This window comes from Lentzea sp. NPDC005914 (assembly GCF_040629405.1).
Classification (GTDB): Bacteria; Actinomycetota; Actinomycetes; order Mycobacteriales; family Pseudonocardiaceae; genus Lentzea.
On record NZ_JBEXVQ010000043.1, the window covers coordinates 19503 to 34961 of the forward strand.

At 68.3% G+C, this 15459-nt stretch carries 13 protein-coding genes and 1 pseudogene; 4 read left to right on the forward strand and 10 right to left on the reverse strand.

Annotated features, from left to right (window positions below; translation table 11 throughout):
- Window positions 1–181: 181 nt before the first annotated feature.
- The 4 genes and pseudogenes from ABZ345_RS40160 to ABZ345_RS40175 all read right to left on the reverse strand — a co-directional run bounded on the left by ABZ345_RS40160 (window position 182) and on the right by ABZ345_RS40175 (window position 6172).
- Window positions 182–3823 (reverse strand): helix-turn-helix domain-containing protein, encoded by a 3642-nt coding sequence (locus ABZ345_RS40160; protein WP_359860206.1) that lies wholly within the window; start codon window positions 3821–3823, stop codon window positions 182–184.
- A gap of 369 nt (window positions 3824–4192) precedes the next feature.
- On the reverse strand, window positions 4193–4405 hold the full coding sequence (locus ABZ345_RS40165) for a DUF5703 family protein (RefSeq protein WP_030465938.1): 213 nt from the start codon (window positions 4403–4405) through the stop codon (window positions 4193–4195).
- Window positions 4402–4839 (reverse strand): annotated as a pseudogene (locus ABZ345_RS40170) (hypothetical protein); the annotation flags it as partial. The gene ABZ345_RS40165 and the pseudogene ABZ345_RS40170, both read right to left, overlap by 4 nt.
- A gap of 367 nt (window positions 4840–5206) precedes the next feature.
- The gene (locus tag ABZ345_RS40175) at window positions 5207–6172 is read right to left on the reverse strand and encodes an aldo/keto reductase (RefSeq protein WP_359860207.1); all 966 of its coding nucleotides are present in this window, start codon (window positions 6170–6172) and stop codon (window positions 5207–5209) included.
- A gap of 71 nt (window positions 6173–6243) precedes the next feature.
- Here ABZ345_RS40175 and ABZ345_RS40180 point away from each other — a divergent pair, with 71 nt between their 5' ends.
- From ABZ345_RS40180 to ABZ345_RS40190, 3 genes are read left to right on the forward strand one after another with little or no spacing between them, the layout of a single operon-like run.
- Window positions 6244–7293 (forward strand): LLM class F420-dependent oxidoreductase, encoded by a 1050-nt coding sequence (locus ABZ345_RS40180; RefSeq protein ID WP_359860208.1) that lies wholly within the window; start codon window positions 6244–6246, stop codon window positions 7291–7293.
- Window positions 7290–8117, forward strand: a complete 828-nt coding sequence (locus ABZ345_RS40185; protein WP_359860209.1) for an undecaprenyl-diphosphate phosphatase — start codon at window positions 7290–7292, stop codon at window positions 8115–8117. The genes ABZ345_RS40180 and ABZ345_RS40185 overlap by 4 nt, the downstream gene beginning before the upstream one ends.
- 10 nt (window positions 8118–8127) lie before the next feature.
- On the forward strand, window positions 8128–8820 hold the full coding sequence (locus ABZ345_RS40190; RefSeq protein WP_045317081.1) for a histidine phosphatase family protein: 693 nt from the start codon (window positions 8128–8130) through the stop codon (window positions 8818–8820).
- Here ABZ345_RS40190 and ABZ345_RS40195 read toward each other — a convergent pair.
- Both ABZ345_RS40195 and ABZ345_RS40200 read right to left on the reverse strand, forming a co-directional pair.
- A complete protein-coding gene (locus tag ABZ345_RS40195; protein ID WP_359860210.1) occupies window positions 8792–9970 on the reverse strand; it encodes a sigma-70 family RNA polymerase sigma factor in 1179 nt (392 codons plus the stop codon). The two genes, ABZ345_RS40190 and ABZ345_RS40195, sit on opposite strands and share 29 nt — an antisense overlap.
- A complete protein-coding gene (locus tag ABZ345_RS40200) occupies window positions 9967–10338 on the reverse strand; it encodes a YciI family protein (protein ID WP_359860211.1) in 372 nt (123 codons plus the stop codon). Before ABZ345_RS40200 ends, ABZ345_RS40195 begins: the two co-directional genes overlap by 4 nt.
- A gap of 111 nt (window positions 10339–10449) precedes the next feature.
- Here ABZ345_RS40200 and ABZ345_RS40205 point away from each other — a divergent pair, with 111 nt between their 5' ends.
- The gene (locus ABZ345_RS40205; protein WP_359860212.1) at window positions 10450–10899 is read left to right on the forward strand and encodes a nuclear transport factor 2 family protein; all 450 of its coding nucleotides are present in this window, start codon (window positions 10450–10452) and stop codon (window positions 10897–10899) included.
- On the opposite strand, the gene ABZ345_RS40210 is transcribed toward ABZ345_RS40205, so the two are convergent.
- From ABZ345_RS40210 to ABZ345_RS40225, 4 genes are all read right to left on the reverse strand, one after another.
- A complete protein-coding gene (locus tag ABZ345_RS40210; protein ID WP_359860213.1) occupies window positions 10854–11177 on the reverse strand; it encodes a hypothetical protein in 324 nt (107 codons plus the stop codon). The two genes, ABZ345_RS40205 and ABZ345_RS40210, sit on opposite strands and share 46 nt — an antisense overlap.
- 91 nt (window positions 11178–11268) lie before the next feature.
- Window positions 11269–12777, reverse strand: coding sequence for a M4 family metallopeptidase (locus ABZ345_RS40215; RefSeq protein WP_359860214.1), 1509 nt, complete (start codon window positions 12775–12777; stop codon window positions 11269–11271).
- Between the two features lie 525 nt (window positions 12778–13302).
- Window positions 13303–14349, reverse strand: coding sequence for a beta-eliminating lyase-related protein (locus tag ABZ345_RS40220; RefSeq protein WP_359860215.1), 1047 nt, complete (start codon window positions 14347–14349; stop codon window positions 13303–13305).
- Window positions 14350–14658: 309 nt separating this feature from the next.
- Window positions 14659–15030, reverse strand: a complete 372-nt coding sequence (locus tag ABZ345_RS40225) for a DUF4180 domain-containing protein (RefSeq protein ID WP_359860216.1) — start codon at window positions 15028–15030, stop codon at window positions 14659–14661.
- Window positions 15031–15459: the final 429 nt, after the last annotated feature.

Sequence of the window (15459 nt, forward strand, 5' to 3'; positions counted from 1 at the left end):
GAATCTGATCACATCGACAACTAGTTCGGAGAATTTTATTGCTTCAGTGCTGACTGAAGGCACATCTTTCCCGAGTCGGCGCGCCCAGTTGCACAAACGTTGTTGTTCGGCACGGACGCATCGACACCACACAACGTTTTCGCACTACAAATAGTGTCGAGAGGAACGGTGAGGGTGTTGTTCAGCAGAGAGGCCTCGGCTCGACGCCGGGGAAGTAGTGCTCCCAGTGTTGATTGGACAGGTGCGCCGTCGTAGTGGCGCACACGCGGGCTGCGGTCGCCTCGACGTCGATGTCCCAGACGCGGACGGTGCGGTCCACGCCGGAGGTCACCAGAGTGCGGTTGTCCGGCGCGAAGGCCACACCCCACACCCGTTCCGTGTGTCCGTGCAGCGATGCTCGCAACTGGGGGTTGCGAGCATCGCGCACGTCCCACACGCGGACCAGGTCGTCGGTCGTGCCGGCCGCGATGAGGGTGCCGTCGGGGGAGAAGGCGAGGCGCTGCAGCGGCCCGCCGTCGTTCGGCAGGGTGCCGAGCTTGCGGGGCTGGGCGGGGTCGCTGATGTCGTAGAGCGCACCGCTGTTGCCCGAGTTCGCGAACGCCATGACGGTGCCGTGGATGACGACGGTCATGACCTCCTCGCGCCCGGCCTGGCCACCGCGGCGGATGGGGTCGGGGTTGTCGTCGGTGCGCAACGCCGGGTACGCGCGGGGTGAGGCCGGGTTGCTGATGTCCCACAGCTGCAGTTCGTGGCGGCCGTTCGCGACGACGAGCGTGCGGTCGTCGCCGGAGAACTCGACCTGCCACACGGTGTAGGTCTTGGGCACGGCGAAGGTGCCCGCTTTCACCGGGTTGGCGGGGTCGGTGACGTTCCAGAGGCCGATGACGCCGCTCTCCTCGGAGACGGCGAGCATCTTGCCGTCGTGGCTGAACTTCGCGGCGACGATGGGCTGGCTGCCGGTGACCGCGCGGCTGAGCTCGCGGGGTTTGTTGCGGTCGGTGACGTCCCAGAGGACGTTGCCCGCCATGGTCGACCCGAAGACGACGTCGCGTTCGGGGTGCACGTCGACGGTCAGCGCCTCGTCGTCCGGGGTGAGCTTGGGCAGGGTGGAGATCTCCTGCGCGTGGCGGTCGTCAGGTCGCCACAGCTTGATGGTGCCGTCGGAGGAGACGGAGGCGAAGTAGCGGCCGCGCTTGTCGTAGTCGAGCTTCCAGACGGTCCACGTGTGGTGGGCGTAGTTGAGGTTGGCCAGGTCGAGCACGCGGACCTCGGCGTCGGTGGTGGCGGTGACCATCTGCCGGGAGTCGGGGCTGAACGAGACCGACCACAGGGTGTCGGTGTGGCCGGCCAGTGCCGTGACGGGGCGCAGCTTGGCGGGGTCGCTGACGTCCCAGATCTGGGTGGTCTTGTCGCCGCCGCCGCTCGCGAGGAACTTCCCGTCGGGGGAGAAGGCCATGGTGTGGACGGAGAGGTTGCGGCCGGTGCCCGCGGCGAGCCGGACCGGGTTGCGGGGGTCGGTGATGTCCCACAGCACGACGTCGCCGTTGTCCGCGCCGGTCGCGATGATGCGGCCGTTGGGGTGGAAGACGACGGCGTCGGACTCGAAGTTGCCGGGGGCGGGGTCGATCGTGGAGAGGTTCTCGCCGGTGGCGAGGTCCCACACCTTGACCGAGCCGTCCCAGGACGCGGACGCGATGGTGGTGCCCGTGCGGTTGAGGGAGATGCCGTGCACGACGTCGCCGTGCGCCTGGATGGTCCGCACGGGGGTGGCGTTGCCGGAGATGTTCCATACCCGGATGGTCTTGTCCTGGCCGCTGCTCACGAGCGTGCGGCCGTCGGGGGTGAACTGGACGGCCTGGACCTGGCCTTCGTGGCCGGTGATGCGGGCCTTCTCGGCCGGGCGGCGGGGGTTGGAGACGTCGAAGAGGCGGATGATGCCGTCCCAGCCCGCCGCGGCGACGGTGCGGCCGTCCGGGCTGAACGCCATGCCGTGGGTGGCGTCGTCGCCGGAGTGGACGCGGCCAAGCTCGGCGGGGTGGTAGCGGTCGGTGACGTCCCACAGGATCAGCTGCTTGTCGTCGGCGACTGTGGCCATGACTTTGCCGTCCGGGCTGAACATGGCGAACGCGGCGGCGTCCGTGTGCCCGCGGACGAGGGTGACCTGGGGCGCGGCGAACGTGCTGAGCAGGCTGTCGCGGGCGATCAGCAGGCCGGTGAGGCGGTAGGCGGCGAGGCGGAGCTGGCTTGCGAGGCCGGGGTCGCGGTCCTGCAGTTCGTTGGCCTCGGCGATGGCTTTCTGGGCGAGCGCGTTGGTGCGTTGCTCGGTGGTCTGGCGTTGCGCGCGCACGGCGAACACGGTCGCGGTGGTGGCCACGAGCAGCAGTGCGGCGAGCAGCGCGACGACGCGGCGCAGGTTGGTGGTGCGGCGCTTCTCGGTGGCCAGGTCCTGTTGCGCGGCGGCTTTGCTGGCGTCGAGGAACGCCTGCTCGGCGGCGTTGAGCGCGCCGGGTTCCCTGGTGGCCCAGCCGGTGGCCTGCGCGAGGGGGACGCCCCGGTGCAGTGAGCCGGGGTCGCGGTCGTGCGCTTCCCAGTCGGCGGCCGCGGCGGTGAGCCTGCGGTGCACGCGCATGTCCTCGCGTGCCTCGGCGAGCCAGTCCCTGAGGCGCGGCCAGCCGCGGATGACGGCTTCGTGGCTGATCTCGACGCTGTCGTCGTCGACGGTGAGGATGCGCGCGTTGGCGAGGTGTTCGACGACCTCGTCCGCCGCGAGCTCTTCTCTCTTGACGCGCCGCTTGGTGTCCTCAGTGCCGTCGCCGGGGTTCACGAGACGTAGAAACACTTGGCGTGCTTGGACTTGCTGCTGTTCGTCGAGGCTCTTGTAGGCGTTCTCGGCGGTGTTGGCGATGGCGCGGGCGATGCCGCCGCTCTCGTGGTAGCTGGTGAGCGTGAGGGTGTTGCCGCGCTTTCGTTGCCACGTCTCGAGAAGCGCGTGGCTGACGTGGGGGAGGACGCCGGGTTCGCCGGTGGCGTCCGCGATGAGACGGGCGACCAGACCGGTTTCGAGCGCGCAGCCGACCTCGACGGCGGGCTGGGTGATGGCCTTGCGCAGCTCGTCGGTGGTCATGGGGCCGACGAGGACCTGGGCGTCCTCGACGGCCTTGACCAGGTCGGGGTAGCGGGCGCAGTGGCCGTAGAAGTCGGCGCGCATGCCGATGACGGTCTTGCGCGTGCGGGTCGTGAGTGCGGCGATGAAGTCGTCGCGGTGGGGGAGAGCGAAGATCTCCTCGAACTGGTCGACGACCAGCAGGTTCTCGGTGCGGGGGAGTGCGTCGTGGGTGCCCGGGGTGATGAGCTCGCCCGGCTTGCGGGCCAGCAGACCCGCCCTGAGCAGCGAGGACTTGCCTGAGCCGGACGCGCCGATGACCAGCACGGTGTCGTGGTGCTCGAGCTTGCCCAGCAGCTTGCCGACGAGGCGTTCCCGCCCGAAGAAGCGGTCGGCGTCGTGTTCGGTGAACGCCTTGAGACCGACGTAGGGGGAGTCGGGTTTGGGGTCCTCGGCGTCCAGTTCGCTGATCTCGCGCCAGCGCTGTTCCCAGGTCTCCTCGTCGCCGCCGCAGGCCCTTACGAACGCCAGGGCGACGGCGAGGCTGGGGAGCCGCTGGCCGCGGGCGGCATCGGCGAGGGTGCTGGCGGAGTAGTGGCTGAGTCTGCCCAGCTCGCGGTAGCCGGGGGAGCCGGCCTTCTCGCGGAGGCGACGGAGGTCGAAGGCGAACTGTTCGACAGGCCCGGCGAACGGGTCGAGCGGTTTTTCCGGGCGAGGCATGACGGAGATTCTTTCATCCGCTCTCGGCTCGTCATGCTCTATTACTTCAGTGTTGACTAAAAAGATTTCTAGTCAGCGCTCGACCCGCACCACGTCATCTCCACATGCCTGCGCCTCGAAGAGGCCCAGGGCGGGCGAAGTCGTGTGAGCGTGCACGGTGAGGTCGGGCAGGTGGTCGGCGATGCTCAAGGCGAGCTGCCGCGTCGTGAGCGCTGGGCGGCCAGCCAGGGGAGGGCGTGCGTCGGCAACGCGATTCACCTGCCCGGACGTGCGGAAGTCCAGGGTGGATCTGCCGCCGGAAGCGGTCGCGCGCGTGCAGGCGGCGGCCCCGGTTGAGCGGGGCTTTCCGGCGGACTTCGGGTGTGGCTGTCAGGTGATGAGGCCTGGCAGCAGCGCCGGCTGGCGTTTGCGGCGCAGCCAGACCTTGCGGGAGCCGTCGCCGTAGAGCAGCGTGCGGGACAGTTCCCAGCCCGCGAACTCGGCGTGGATGGCCAGCTGCGTGGTCGCGGTGCGGCGGGAGATGCCGGGCGGCAGACGCAGCGGCCTGTACTCCCAGTCCCCGTCGATCACCCCTTCGTTCATGGCGAGATCACCTGTATCCCTCCGTTGTCGCCGGACGTGACCGTCACGCGTCCGGATTCCTGGTCGACGCTGACCGTGTTGGGCTGACGCACGGTGGAGAACCGGTGCTTCTCGGTCGGTTCGCCGCCGGCGACGTTGAGGCCGACTACCTCGTTGCGCTCGGTGAGCGTGATCCACGCGATGTCGCGCTTGGCGTCGTAGGCGATGCCGTAGGGGCTGCCGGGGACGGGGTAGCGCTGGCGCATGATCAGCGGGTTGACGCTGAACGCGATGAACTCGCCGCCGCGGGTGTCGACGACGAGGAGGCGGCCGTAGCGGTCGGTGACGGCGTTGGTGGCGCCGTCGCCTGCTCTGAGGCCGGCGCCGCGGGTTTCGGCGCCCTTGTCGTCCTTGGTCATCTCGAACACCGCGCTGCGCAGCCGGTCGAGTTCGACGTCGCGGCCGTTGACCTGGAACTTCAGCGTGGTGCCGCCGTCGGTGAACTGGCCGCCGGGGGTGATGGTGCCGGGGGGCGTGCCGTTCTGGGCGGGGGAGTGGGCCGGTGTGGCTGCCTCGAGCGTCGCGGCGACCTGCAGCGGATCCTGTGACCCCTCGCTCTGTCCGCACGCTGCCAGCGTGGCGGTGGTCAGGATCAGAGCAGCGAGCCGGCGCAAGATCGGGTCCTCCTGTGAAACGTCGTGGTCTACCAGCATCCACGACGTTCGGTCGAAGGTCACGCAAGGGGTGGGGTGAAACCCCGTTCGGCCGCGTCCCCTAGTTATCTCTATTGCTTCAGTGCAGCCTAAAACTAGCCCTCACCGGTCACGACATCGGGCGTTCAGGGTACGTCAATTCAATAGCACTGACGTCGTCCAGGGCGGCCCGGATGGCGGGCGGCAGGGTCAATTGCTCGGCCTCGAGTGACTGGATGAGCTGGTTCGTGTCGCGGGCGCCGACCACGGGGGCCACGACGCCGGGGCGGTCGCGCACCCAGGCGAGAGCGACGCACAAGGCCGAGGTTCCGAGCCCGTCGGCGGCGGTGGCGACGGCCTGCACGATCCGGGCGGCGCGTTCGTTGCGGTGCTGCTCGACATAGCCCGCGAAGTGCGACGACGCGCCACGCGAGTCAGGTGGGGTGCCGTTGCGGTACTTGCCGGTCAGCACTCCACGTCCGAGCGGCGCCCAGGGCAGCAACCCGAGGCCGTGGTGCAAGGCGGCGGGTGCGACTTCGCGCTCGATTCCGCGTTCGAGCAGGGAGTACTCGACCTGGGTGGAGATCAGCGGGAACGCCGACGGCGTCATGACGGCGGTGGCGAGCTGCCAGCCGCTGTAGTTCGACACGCCGACGTAGCGGACCTTTCCCGAGGTCACGGCCTGGTCGAGGGCGGACAGGGACTCCTCGATGGGGACGTTGGTGTCCCAGGCGTGCAGTTGCCAGAGGTCGATGTGGTCGACGCCGATGCGCCGCAGGGAGCCGTCCAGTGCGTTGAGCAGTGCTCCGCGGGAGGCTCCTCCGCCGAATGGTCCCTCGGTGCGTCGTGCGACGGCTTTGGTGGCGATGACGAGTTCTTCGCGGGGGACGACTTCGCCGAGCAGGCCGCCGAGGATGCGTTCGGACTCGCCTTCCACGTAGACGTCGGCGGTGTCGACGAGGGTGCCGCCGGCGTCAGCGAAGGCCATGAGCTGGGTGGCGGCCTCGTCCGCGTCGGTGTCGCGGCCCCATGTCATCGTGCCCAGTGCCGTTCTGGACACGCGGAGGCCGCTGCGGCCGAGGTATCGCTGTTCCACGTGCGCGATGCTAAGGGGTGATCATCGGCTGAGCCTGGCAATCGGTGTTACTGACCGGTAGGGTCTCGCCCGTGAAGCTCGGATTGAACCTCGGATACTGGGGCGCCGGCAACGACGCCGCGAACCTGGAGCTGGCCAAAGAGGCCGACCGGCTCGGCTTTTCGGTGGTGTGGGCCGCGGAGGCCTACGGTTCCGACGCGCCGACGGTGCTCGCGTGGGTGGCCGCGCAGACCGAACGCATCGACGTCGGCAGCGCGATCTTCCAGATTCCGGCGCGCACGCCGGCGATGGCGGCCATGACGGCGGCGACGCTCGACACCCTCTCCGGCGGCCGGTTCCGCATGGGGCTGGGCGTGTCGGGTCCGCAGGTGTCGGAGGGCTGGCACGGTGTGCGGTTCGACAAGCCACTGGCGCGCACGCGTGAGTACGTGGAGATCGTGCGCAAGGCTCTCTCCCGCGAGAAGCTGCGTTACGAGGGTGAGCACTACACGCTCCCGTTGCCGGATGGTCCCGGTAAGGCGCTGCAGCTGACCGTGCACCCCGTGCGTGACCAGATCCCGATCTACCTGGCGTCCGTCGGCCCGAAGAATCTGGAGCTGACCGGCGAGATCGCGGACGGCTGGCTGGCGATCTTCTTCTCGCCCGAGTTCTCCGGTGAGTCGCTGGCGAGTGTGAGGGCGGGCCGGGAGAAGGCCGGCAAGACGATGGACGGTTTCGACGTGGTGCCGACCGTGCCGTTGATCGTCGGTGAGGACTGGAAGGCGTGCGCGGATCCGGTGCGTGCGTACACGGCGCTGTACGTCGGCGGTATGGGTTCGCGTAAGCAGAACTTCTACAACAACCTGATGGTGCGCATGGGTTTCCCGGCTGAGGCCGAGGAGATCCAGGAGAAGTACCTGGCTCGTGACTACGCCGGCGCGATGGCGGCGATTCCGCTGGAGTTCCTGGACGCGACGTCGTTGCTGGGGCCGAAGGAGCGCATAGCAGACAAGATGAAGGCGCTCGCTGCCGCGGGGGTCACCACGCTGTCCGTTTCGCCGATGCTGCAAGATCTGGAGCAGGGGATCGCGGGTCTTCGGACCGCGGCCGAGGCTTTGGATCTGGCAGGAGTGGGTAGTTGAGCTGGTTGCAGGCTCTGGTCCTCGGACTGGTCCAAGGACTGACGGAATTCCTGCCGATTTCCAGCAGTGCGCATCTGCGCATCACGTCGACGTTGTTCTTCGGCAACGATGCGGGTGCGTCGTTCACCGCGGTCATCCAGCTGGGTACCGAGGTGGCGGTGCTGATCTACTTCGCCAAGGACATCGGGCGGTTCATCTCCGCCTGGTTCCGCGGCTTGTTCAGCGCGGAGGCGCGCAAGGAGAAGGATTACCGGCTCGCCTGGTACGTGATCATCGGTTCGGTGCCGATCTCGGTTCTCGGGTATTTGCTCAAGGACGAGATCCGGACGTCGGCGCGGAACCTGTGGATCACGGCGACGATGCTGGTGGTGTTCGGCCTGCTGCTGGGTCTGGCGGATCATCTGGCGAAGCATCAGCGTGATGAGCTGCGGATGAAGGACGCGATCGGGATGGGTCTGGCGCAGGCGCTGGCGCTCATCCCGGGTGTGTCGCGTTCGGGTGGGACGTTGACGGCGGGTCTGTTCCTGGGTCTGACGCGGGAGGCGGCGGCGCGGTACTCGTTCCTGCTGGCGATTCCGGCGGTGTTCGGGGCGGGGTTGTTCTCGATTCCGGACGTGCTGGAGCGCTCGGGTGAGGGTGTGCAGGCGTCGGTTCCGCAGATGATCGTGGCGACGATCATCGCGTTCGTGGTGGGTTACGCGACGATCGCGTGGTTGTTGAAGTACGTGTCGAAGCATTCCTACTCGGCTTTTGTGTGGTACCGGTTGATGCTGGGCCTCGTGCTGATGGGGCTGCTGTCGATGGGGTTGCTGCAGCCGATCTAAGGTGGATGTCGTGGCCACGGTGATTCTGCTTCGACATGCTCGTTCCACTGCCAACGGTTCCGGTGTGCTCGCCGGGCGATCGCTGGGTGTGGGTTTGGACGAGCGGGGGCAGGCGCAGGCCACGGCACTCGTCGGTCGTTTGAAGGACATTCCGGTCGCTGCTGTCGTGTCGTCTCCTCTGCAGCGTTGCGAGGAGACGCTGGCGCCGTTGCTGGCGGATCGTGCGCTGGAGGCCGTCGCGGAGCCGGATGTGTCCGAGGTGGACTACGGCGCGTGGACCGGCAAGGCGTTGAAGGACCTGTTCAACGAGCCTTTGTGGGCTGTTGTGCAGCAGCATCCGTCCGCCGCCGTGTTCCCCGAGGGCGAGGGGCTCGCGCACGTGCAGGCTCGCGCTGTCGCCGCTGTGCGCGCGCATGATGCCCGGATCACGGCGGAGCACGGGCCGGGTGCGGTGTGGGTGCTCTGTTCGCACGGTGATGTGATCAAGGCTGTGCTGGCGGACGCGCTGGGCGTGCATTTGGACGGGTTCCAGCGCATCGTCGTCGATCCGTGTTCTATCTCGGTCGTGCAGTACACGCAGACGCGGCCGTTCGTGTTGCGTGTCAACGACAACGGTGGCGATTTGGCGGGTGTGGTGCCTCAGGCGCCGCCGCAGGAGGAGCCTTCCTCTGACGCTACCGTGGGCGGCGCGACCGGGAGCTGAGGTAGCGCTGCTCCGGCACGCTCAACGTCAGCTTCGCGGCCTTCTCGTACTCCGCTTTCGCTTGGTCGTGTTCTCCTTGCAGGTCAAGCAGATGTGCCTTCACGGCGTGCACCCGGTAGTGGTCGAGGTCCAGTGTGGACAGTTCGTCGAGTGCTTGCCGCGGGCCGTGGACCATCGCGACCGCCACGATCCGGTTCAGTGACACCATCGGGCCGGGCGCGGTGACCGTCAGCAGCTCGTAGAGGCCGAGAATCTCGTGCCAGTCGGTGTCTTGCGCGGTCTTGGCGTCGGCGTGCACGGCCGCGATCGCCGCCTGGAGCTGGTACGGGCCGATTTGGGCGGTTTCGAGGGCTTTGCGGATGAGTTGCGTACCCTCGTTCATGGCTTCCGCGTCCCATTTGCGGCGGTCCTGCTCTGCCAGCGGGACGAGCGCGCCCTGCTCGTCGGTACGGGCCGGGCGGCGGGCGTCGGTGAGCAGCATCAACGCCAGCAACCCGGTGAGCTCGCCGTCGTCAGGCCGTCTGCGGTGCAGCTGCCGGGTCAGCCGGATCGCTTCCGCGGTGAGGTCGACCCTGACGAGGTCGTCGCCCGAACTCGCGGTCGAACCTTCGGTGAAGATCAGGTAGAGCACGTGCAGCACTGCTGTCAGGTCTTTGGGTGCGCGGAACTTGGTGCCCTTGATCTTCTGTTTGGCGCGGCTGATCCGTTGTGCCACGGTCGATTCGGGCACGAGGAACGCGCGTGCGATCTCCGCTGTCGTCAGGCCGCCGACCGCTCGCAGCGTGAGCGCGATCTGCGAGGCCGTGGTGAGGCTTTCGTGGCAGCACAGGGCGAGGATCGTGAGCGTGTCGTCCTGGGCGGGCGCGGGATCGGCCGGCGGAGGTGTCAGGGCGACGACCTTCTCCTCGCGCTGACGCCGTGCCGTCTCGGACCGGTACTGCTCGATCCACCTGCGGCTCGCGGCCGTGATGAGCCAGCCCTTGGGGTTGTCCGGGATCCCCTCCTCCGGCCACTGCTGCGCGGCCCCGAGCAGGGCTTCCTGCACGGCGTCCTCGCACACGTCGAACTGCCCGTGGCGTCTGACCAGCACGCCAAGGACCTGCGGCGCCAGTTCGCGCAGCAGGCCCTCGATCCGCGGCGTCGTCCTCACAGGTCCAGCATGCTCATGTCGAAGATGGGCCGGATCTCGATGCCGTCGTTGTGCGCGTCGGGCAACGTCGCCGCGTGGGCGATGACCTCCTCGATCGTGTCGGCCTCGACCAGGTAGAAGCCGGCCAGGTACTCCTTGGCCTCGGCGTAGGGTCCGTCGGTGACCACGACCTCGCCGTCGCGGATGCTCACGCCCTTTCCGGTCTCGGGCCCGGCGAGGCCTTCGCTGACGACCAGCTCCCCGGACGCGCGCAGCTTGGCGGACAGGTCGTAGTGGTCCTGCCCGAACTGCATCTGCTGCTCGTCGGTCAGCTTCTCCCACGCGGCCCGCGACTTCGGGTTGCTGTAGATGAGGATCAGGTACTTCACGTTCGGCCTCCGCTCTCGGCTGGCTCGAGAAAAATCTTCTCACTGCCATGTCGAGACCGCGGGCCGTGCTTCGACACCGGTGTGTCAGCCAACTTCACGGAGGTTTTCGAGATGACTCACACGCTGGTGCAGGACGAGGCCGCGATCCGCGCGTTGTTCACGTCGCTCGTGGAGGGCATGCGGGAGCGGTCGCCTGCTCGTGTCGTCGCCCGGTACGCCGATGACGCGGTGACGTTCACGCTGGCTCCGCCGCTGCTGAACGCGGGTCTGGACGCCCGTGACCCGGAGGCGGTGGCGGGGTGGATGGCGGGGTTCGACGGGCCCATCACGATCGAGCACCGCGACCTGTCGGTGGCCGTGTCGGGTGACCTGGCGTTCGTGCACGGCCTGCGACGGCTCGCCGCGGTGCCGGTCGGCTACCCGGAGGGGTTCTCGATGTGGACGCGCATCACCGTGGGGCTGGCGCGGCGGGACGGCCAGTGGCTGATCACGCACGAGCACCAGTCCGTGCCGTTCTACATGGACGGGTCGTTCCTCGCGGCCACCGACCTGGAGCCCTGATCGGGAACCCAGGTGACGGAGTCGACGACGTCGCAGACGAGCTCCACCTCGAACCGGCCGGCCGCGCCGCATCCCGCGCACGGCAGGCCGGTGCCGCGGAGGACGACGTGGGGCTCGCCTTTCGACCCGGTCACCCAGGTGCCGACGTCGAGCCAGTCACCGATCTCGGCGTGGGCGATCCCGTCGCCGCCCCAGCTGATCTGCACGTCGTGGTCGGCGGTGTGGCCGCAGCGCGGGCAGGTCAGGTCGCGGACCATGACGGTGGTGCGGATCCCCATGGGGAGATTGTGCGGTGCCGCGCACAGCAGAACGCCGGGGCCCGGACCGTGCAGGGGGTGGCGGTCCGGGCCCCGGTCTTGTGGCGGGTCCTTACTTGACGTTCACCGCGGCCCAGGCCCGGTTGACCGCCGCGTACTCCGGCGACGAGGCGCCGTAGAGGTCGGCCGCGGCGGCGAGGGTGCCGGTGCGGGCGGCGGCGTACTTGGTGCTGGAGGTGAACTTGGTGGTCAGCGCGCGGTACCAGATCTTCTCGGCCTTGGCGCGGGTGATGCCGGTGACGGGCTGGCCGTCGGCGGTGGGGGAGTCGTAGGCGACGCCGTTGATGGTCTTCTGGCCGCTGCCCTCGGACAGCAGGTAGAAGAAGTGGTTGGCGATGCCGGACGAGTAGTGCACGTCGACGTTGCCCGCGGTGGAGGACCAGTAGTCGAGGCTGCGACCGTCCTTGGAGGGCTTGTCCATGTAGCGCAACGGCTTGCCGTCGCCACGGATGTTGATCTTCTCGCCGATCAGGTAGTCGCCGACGTCGGCCGAGTTGGCGGCGTAGAACTCCGTGGTGGAGCCGAAGATGTCGCTGGTGGCCTCGTTGAGGCCGCCGGACTCACCGGAGTAGACCAGGCCCGCGGTGGCCGAGGTGACGCCGTGCGACATCTCGTGCGCCGCGACGTCGAGCGAGGTCAGCGGGTGCTGGTTGCTCGTGCCGTCGCCGTAGGTCATGCAGAAGCAGGAGTCGTTCCAGAACGCGTTGCTGTAGTTGTTGCCGTAGTGGACCTTGCTCAGCGCGCCCACACCGTTGTTCTTGATGCCGTTACGACCGTGGACGTTCTTGTAGTAGTCCCACGTCTTCGCGGCGCCGAACGCCGCGTCGACACCCGCGGTCGCCTTGTCGGTGTAGGTGCCGTTGCCCCACTTGTTGTCGGCGTCGGTGAACAGCGTGCCGTTGCCGGAGCTGTTGTTGAGGTTGTTGACGGCCTGGTTGCCGCGCGCCGGGTCCTTGAGCTGGAACGTGCTGCCCGACTGGGTCGTGTTCAGCGCCACCGTGCCGCTGAAGGTGGACTGCCCGGTGCCCTCGGCGACGTGGATGTCGTCGTAGGACAGCAGCGTCTCACCGGTCTTGACGTCGGTGAACGTGTGCAGCTCGCTCGGCGTCTGGTCTTCGTTGACGCTGTGCTTGACCGACTCCCACGCCAGCACGGGCGCGCGGTCGAACGCGAACACCACGAGCTTCGAGTCGGCCTGAGCGGCGACGGGCGCGGAGGTGTCGAGGCCGGCGAGGGAGGCCTCGGACGCCTTGGCGACGTTGGTGAGCCGGCCGGCCTTCTGCGTGACGACGACGTCGCCGCCGAAAACCTTGAGGCCGTTGAGGGTCCGGTCGAACCGGAGGTGGCTGGTGCCGTCGGCGTCGCGCACGACGTCACGCGGGACGAGCTGCTCGCCGCCGGACAGGCCGAGAGCGGTGGAGATCGTCCCCGCCTGCTCGGCCGCCGCGAGCAACGGGTTCACGGCCTGTTGTGGCGCCGCGCTGGCTCCCAGCGTGCCCGTGGCGGCCAGGGCCGCCGCGGACATCAGGGCGGTGGTGACGCCCAGGGTTTTGCGGTTCATGGAACGCTCCTTGTTCCGGTGCAGGGAGTGATCGCTCCGGCGTTACAGGGGTACCGGGCCGACCACCGTGGAACATCTCGGCCATCGTCGATGACCGGGCGTGGTGATCGTATTGCTCTGAGTGCATGCGACCAGCCACTCCCAAAGTGCGAGATTGCTTCACGAATTGAGCTGCTCCGCTGGTCAGGAGATCGGCTTTTGTCCGAATGGTGGAACAAAAGAGCAGCTCAACCAGTGTGGAAACACGACGGAAACTTCTGTGTTGCGGCGTGCTTTCGGTGCAGTGCGCTGGTTCGTTTGGTGCAGCCCTACCGGCGGGGATCTTGTTTAGAGTTAACCGCCGCCGTTGAGACCTGGGTCACAAATCTGTGGGCTCAGACTCGCTTTGGGGAGCCCGTCTGTCCCCGCTTGAGAGGCCTCTCGGGGCCCGCTTGGGGGAGCCTCGGGCCTGGCTGGGAGTGCTCAGCCCGCTTGGGGAGCCCTTAAACCTGGTTGGGGAATCCTCCGGGCCTGGTTGGGGAATCCTCAGATCCGCTTGGGAAGCCCTCGGACCAGCTCCGCCACCTCGCGCGGCGTGAACTCCAGCGCGCTGATCCCCACGCTCACCTCGAAGCTGCACCGGCGCGGATCCGGGTTCGACCGCGCGTACAGGAACAGCTTGTTCCCGGTGTCCTCCGCCAGGTTGCGCGCGGCCTGCTGCGCCTCTTCTCGCGACATCGGCAGATGGACGTGGAACAGGGGAGTGCTCGGCACTTCCGGCGTGGTGTGCGCGAAGCCGTCCTCGTTGATCGCCCGGGCGATGGCCTGCGCGTGAGCCTTGAACTCCCGCATGCGCGGCAGGTTCTCGTCCATGCCCATCAACGCGATCACCGCCAACGGCCACGCGTCCACGATCGCCCCGCCCAGCCTCCGCCGCCACACCTCCGCGTGCGCGATCGTCTCCGCGTCACCCGCGAGCACCGCGCCCCGGACACCTTCGAGTCCTTTGTAGAGCGACACATACACCGTGTCGAAAAGACTCGCGATCTCCGGAAGCGTTGCGTCGTAACCGGTCTGCGCCTCCCAGAGCCGCGCGCCATCACAGTGCGCGGCCGCACCGTTCTCCCTGGCCCACTTCGTCTGAGCCGCCAAGTCCTCGAACGTCGGCAGCAGACCGCCGATGTCGCGCTGCGGCAACTCGATCACGACCGCGGCGAGGGGCTCCCCGACCGCGGCGAGATCGTCTCGCGTGAGCAGCGCGTTGCGGTCGCCCACGGGATGGAACCGCAGACCGTGCACCGCGCTGTAACCCTGGTTCTCCCACACGTGCAGATGCGACTGCGGATGCCCCGCGAACGCGTGCCGGCCGGTCCGCTCGGCGTGCACCCGCAGCGCCGTCTGCTGCGCCATCGTTCCCGACGGGAAGAACAGCGCTCGTGGCTTTCCGAGCAGGGTCGCGACCCGTTCCTCCAACTCCCGCACCGGTTCGTCGGTCGTGGTGTCCGGCGTGACCCGGTCGGCGAGCCGTCGCAGGATCTCGTGCGGGGATCGGCGCGAGCCGGCGTGGTTCGAGAGGGAGCGGCGGACGTCCATGCCAACGAGCCTACTTGTTGCCATTGACTTGCAATAGGGCTTCGGGTGGGTCAGTGAGCGTGCAATCGAGCGTCCGGCGGGGTCAGGCGGGGGTCAGGCGCTGCCGTCGGGCGGCGGGGTTAGCCGGCGCCCTCAGGCGGAGTTAGCCGGCTGGCCCTCGGGCGGCGGGTAACGAGGTCGGACGGCTGTCCTCAGGCGACGAGCCCCAGGCACCGGGGTCAGACAACGGGGGCAGGCGGAGGGACCAGGCAACGGCCAAGCGGCAGGGTCTGGCGGGGCGTCGTCGTGTCCACCGGAGCCCGTGGCGGGTCAGGCGGCTGCGTTCAGGCGCGCGTCGAGCTCCGCCTCATCGGCCACGAACCACAGCTGCCGGCCGCGGTTCGACTCGTACACGAAGTCCCGCAGCGCCGTGCTCGCCTCCACGTACCCGGCGATGTCCCCGACCACCACGACCCGGAAGCCGTACTGCTGCAGCTTCTGCACCACCGCGCCCGCCACCCGCGTGCGCAACACGAAGAAGTCCTCCGTCAGTCGCACCACCGGCAGCACCAGCCATTGCACGTCCTGGCCCCACAGCGTGGCCATGAGGTCCACAGCGGACTGCTCGTCGCCGATCGGCGGGCCGTCCGGCGCGCACATCAGGACCCTCGCGCCGTGGCGCGTCTGCACAACATCAGGCATGGCCCGGAACCTAGCCGGGGGCGCGGCACGGTGTCGCGCCCAATTCCGTCGGCAGATCGGTCACGGCTCGCCGCGGCTTGGCCGGGTCACCCGCGGCCGGCAGATCGGTCCCGGCTGGCCGGGTCGATACTGCTTGGCCTACTCGACGCAACCCCGGTCGCCATTCCTTGGCCGAGTCGACGCGGCTTGGCCAAGTCGTCACTCCTGGCCGGGTCGACGCGGCTGTTCCCTTCCAACGCCCCATCCGCCCCCGCGCTCCTCCTTATTTGCGGGAGGCGGTTGATCATAAATTCAGGACATCTACTAGAGGGCACCACGCGTACGTCCGGACGAGGTTCACTCTTCCGAGTGGCGTCAGCGGGACCTCGCGGCAGGTCGGCGAACGATCGCCGGGGCCGCAATGGCCGGGCCTCGGCGGCCGGCAGGGGC

Bases quoted from the DNA above. Each gene is read 5' to 3' on its own strand.
- ABZ345_RS40205 (WP_359860212.1), top strand. From the start codon at position 10,450: ATGACTCACACGCTGGTGCAGGACGAGGCCGCGATCCGCGCGTTGTTC.
- ABZ345_RS40165 (WP_030465938.1), bottom strand. From the start codon at position 4,405: ATGAACGAAGGGGTGATCGACGGGGACTGGGAGTACAGGCCGCTGCGT.
- ABZ345_RS40215 (WP_359860214.1), bottom strand. From the start codon at position 12,777: ATGAACCGCAAAACCCTGGGCGTCACCACCGCCCTGATGTCCGCGGCG.
- ABZ345_RS40160 (WP_359860206.1), bottom strand. From the start codon at position 3,823: ATGCCTCGCCCGGAAAAACCGCTCGACCCGTTCGCCGGGCCTGTCGAA.
- ABZ345_RS40210 (WP_359860213.1), bottom strand. From the start codon at position 11,177: ATGGGGATCCGCACCACCGTCATGGTCCGCGACCTGACCTGCCCGCGC.
- ABZ345_RS40220 (WP_359860215.1), bottom strand. From the start codon at position 14,349: ATGGACGTCCGCCGCTCCCTCTCGAACCACGCCGGCTCGCGCCGATCC.
- ABZ345_RS40225 (WP_359860216.1), bottom strand. From the start codon at position 15,030: ATGCCTGATGTTGTGCAGACGCGCCACGGCGCGAGGGTCCTGATGTGC.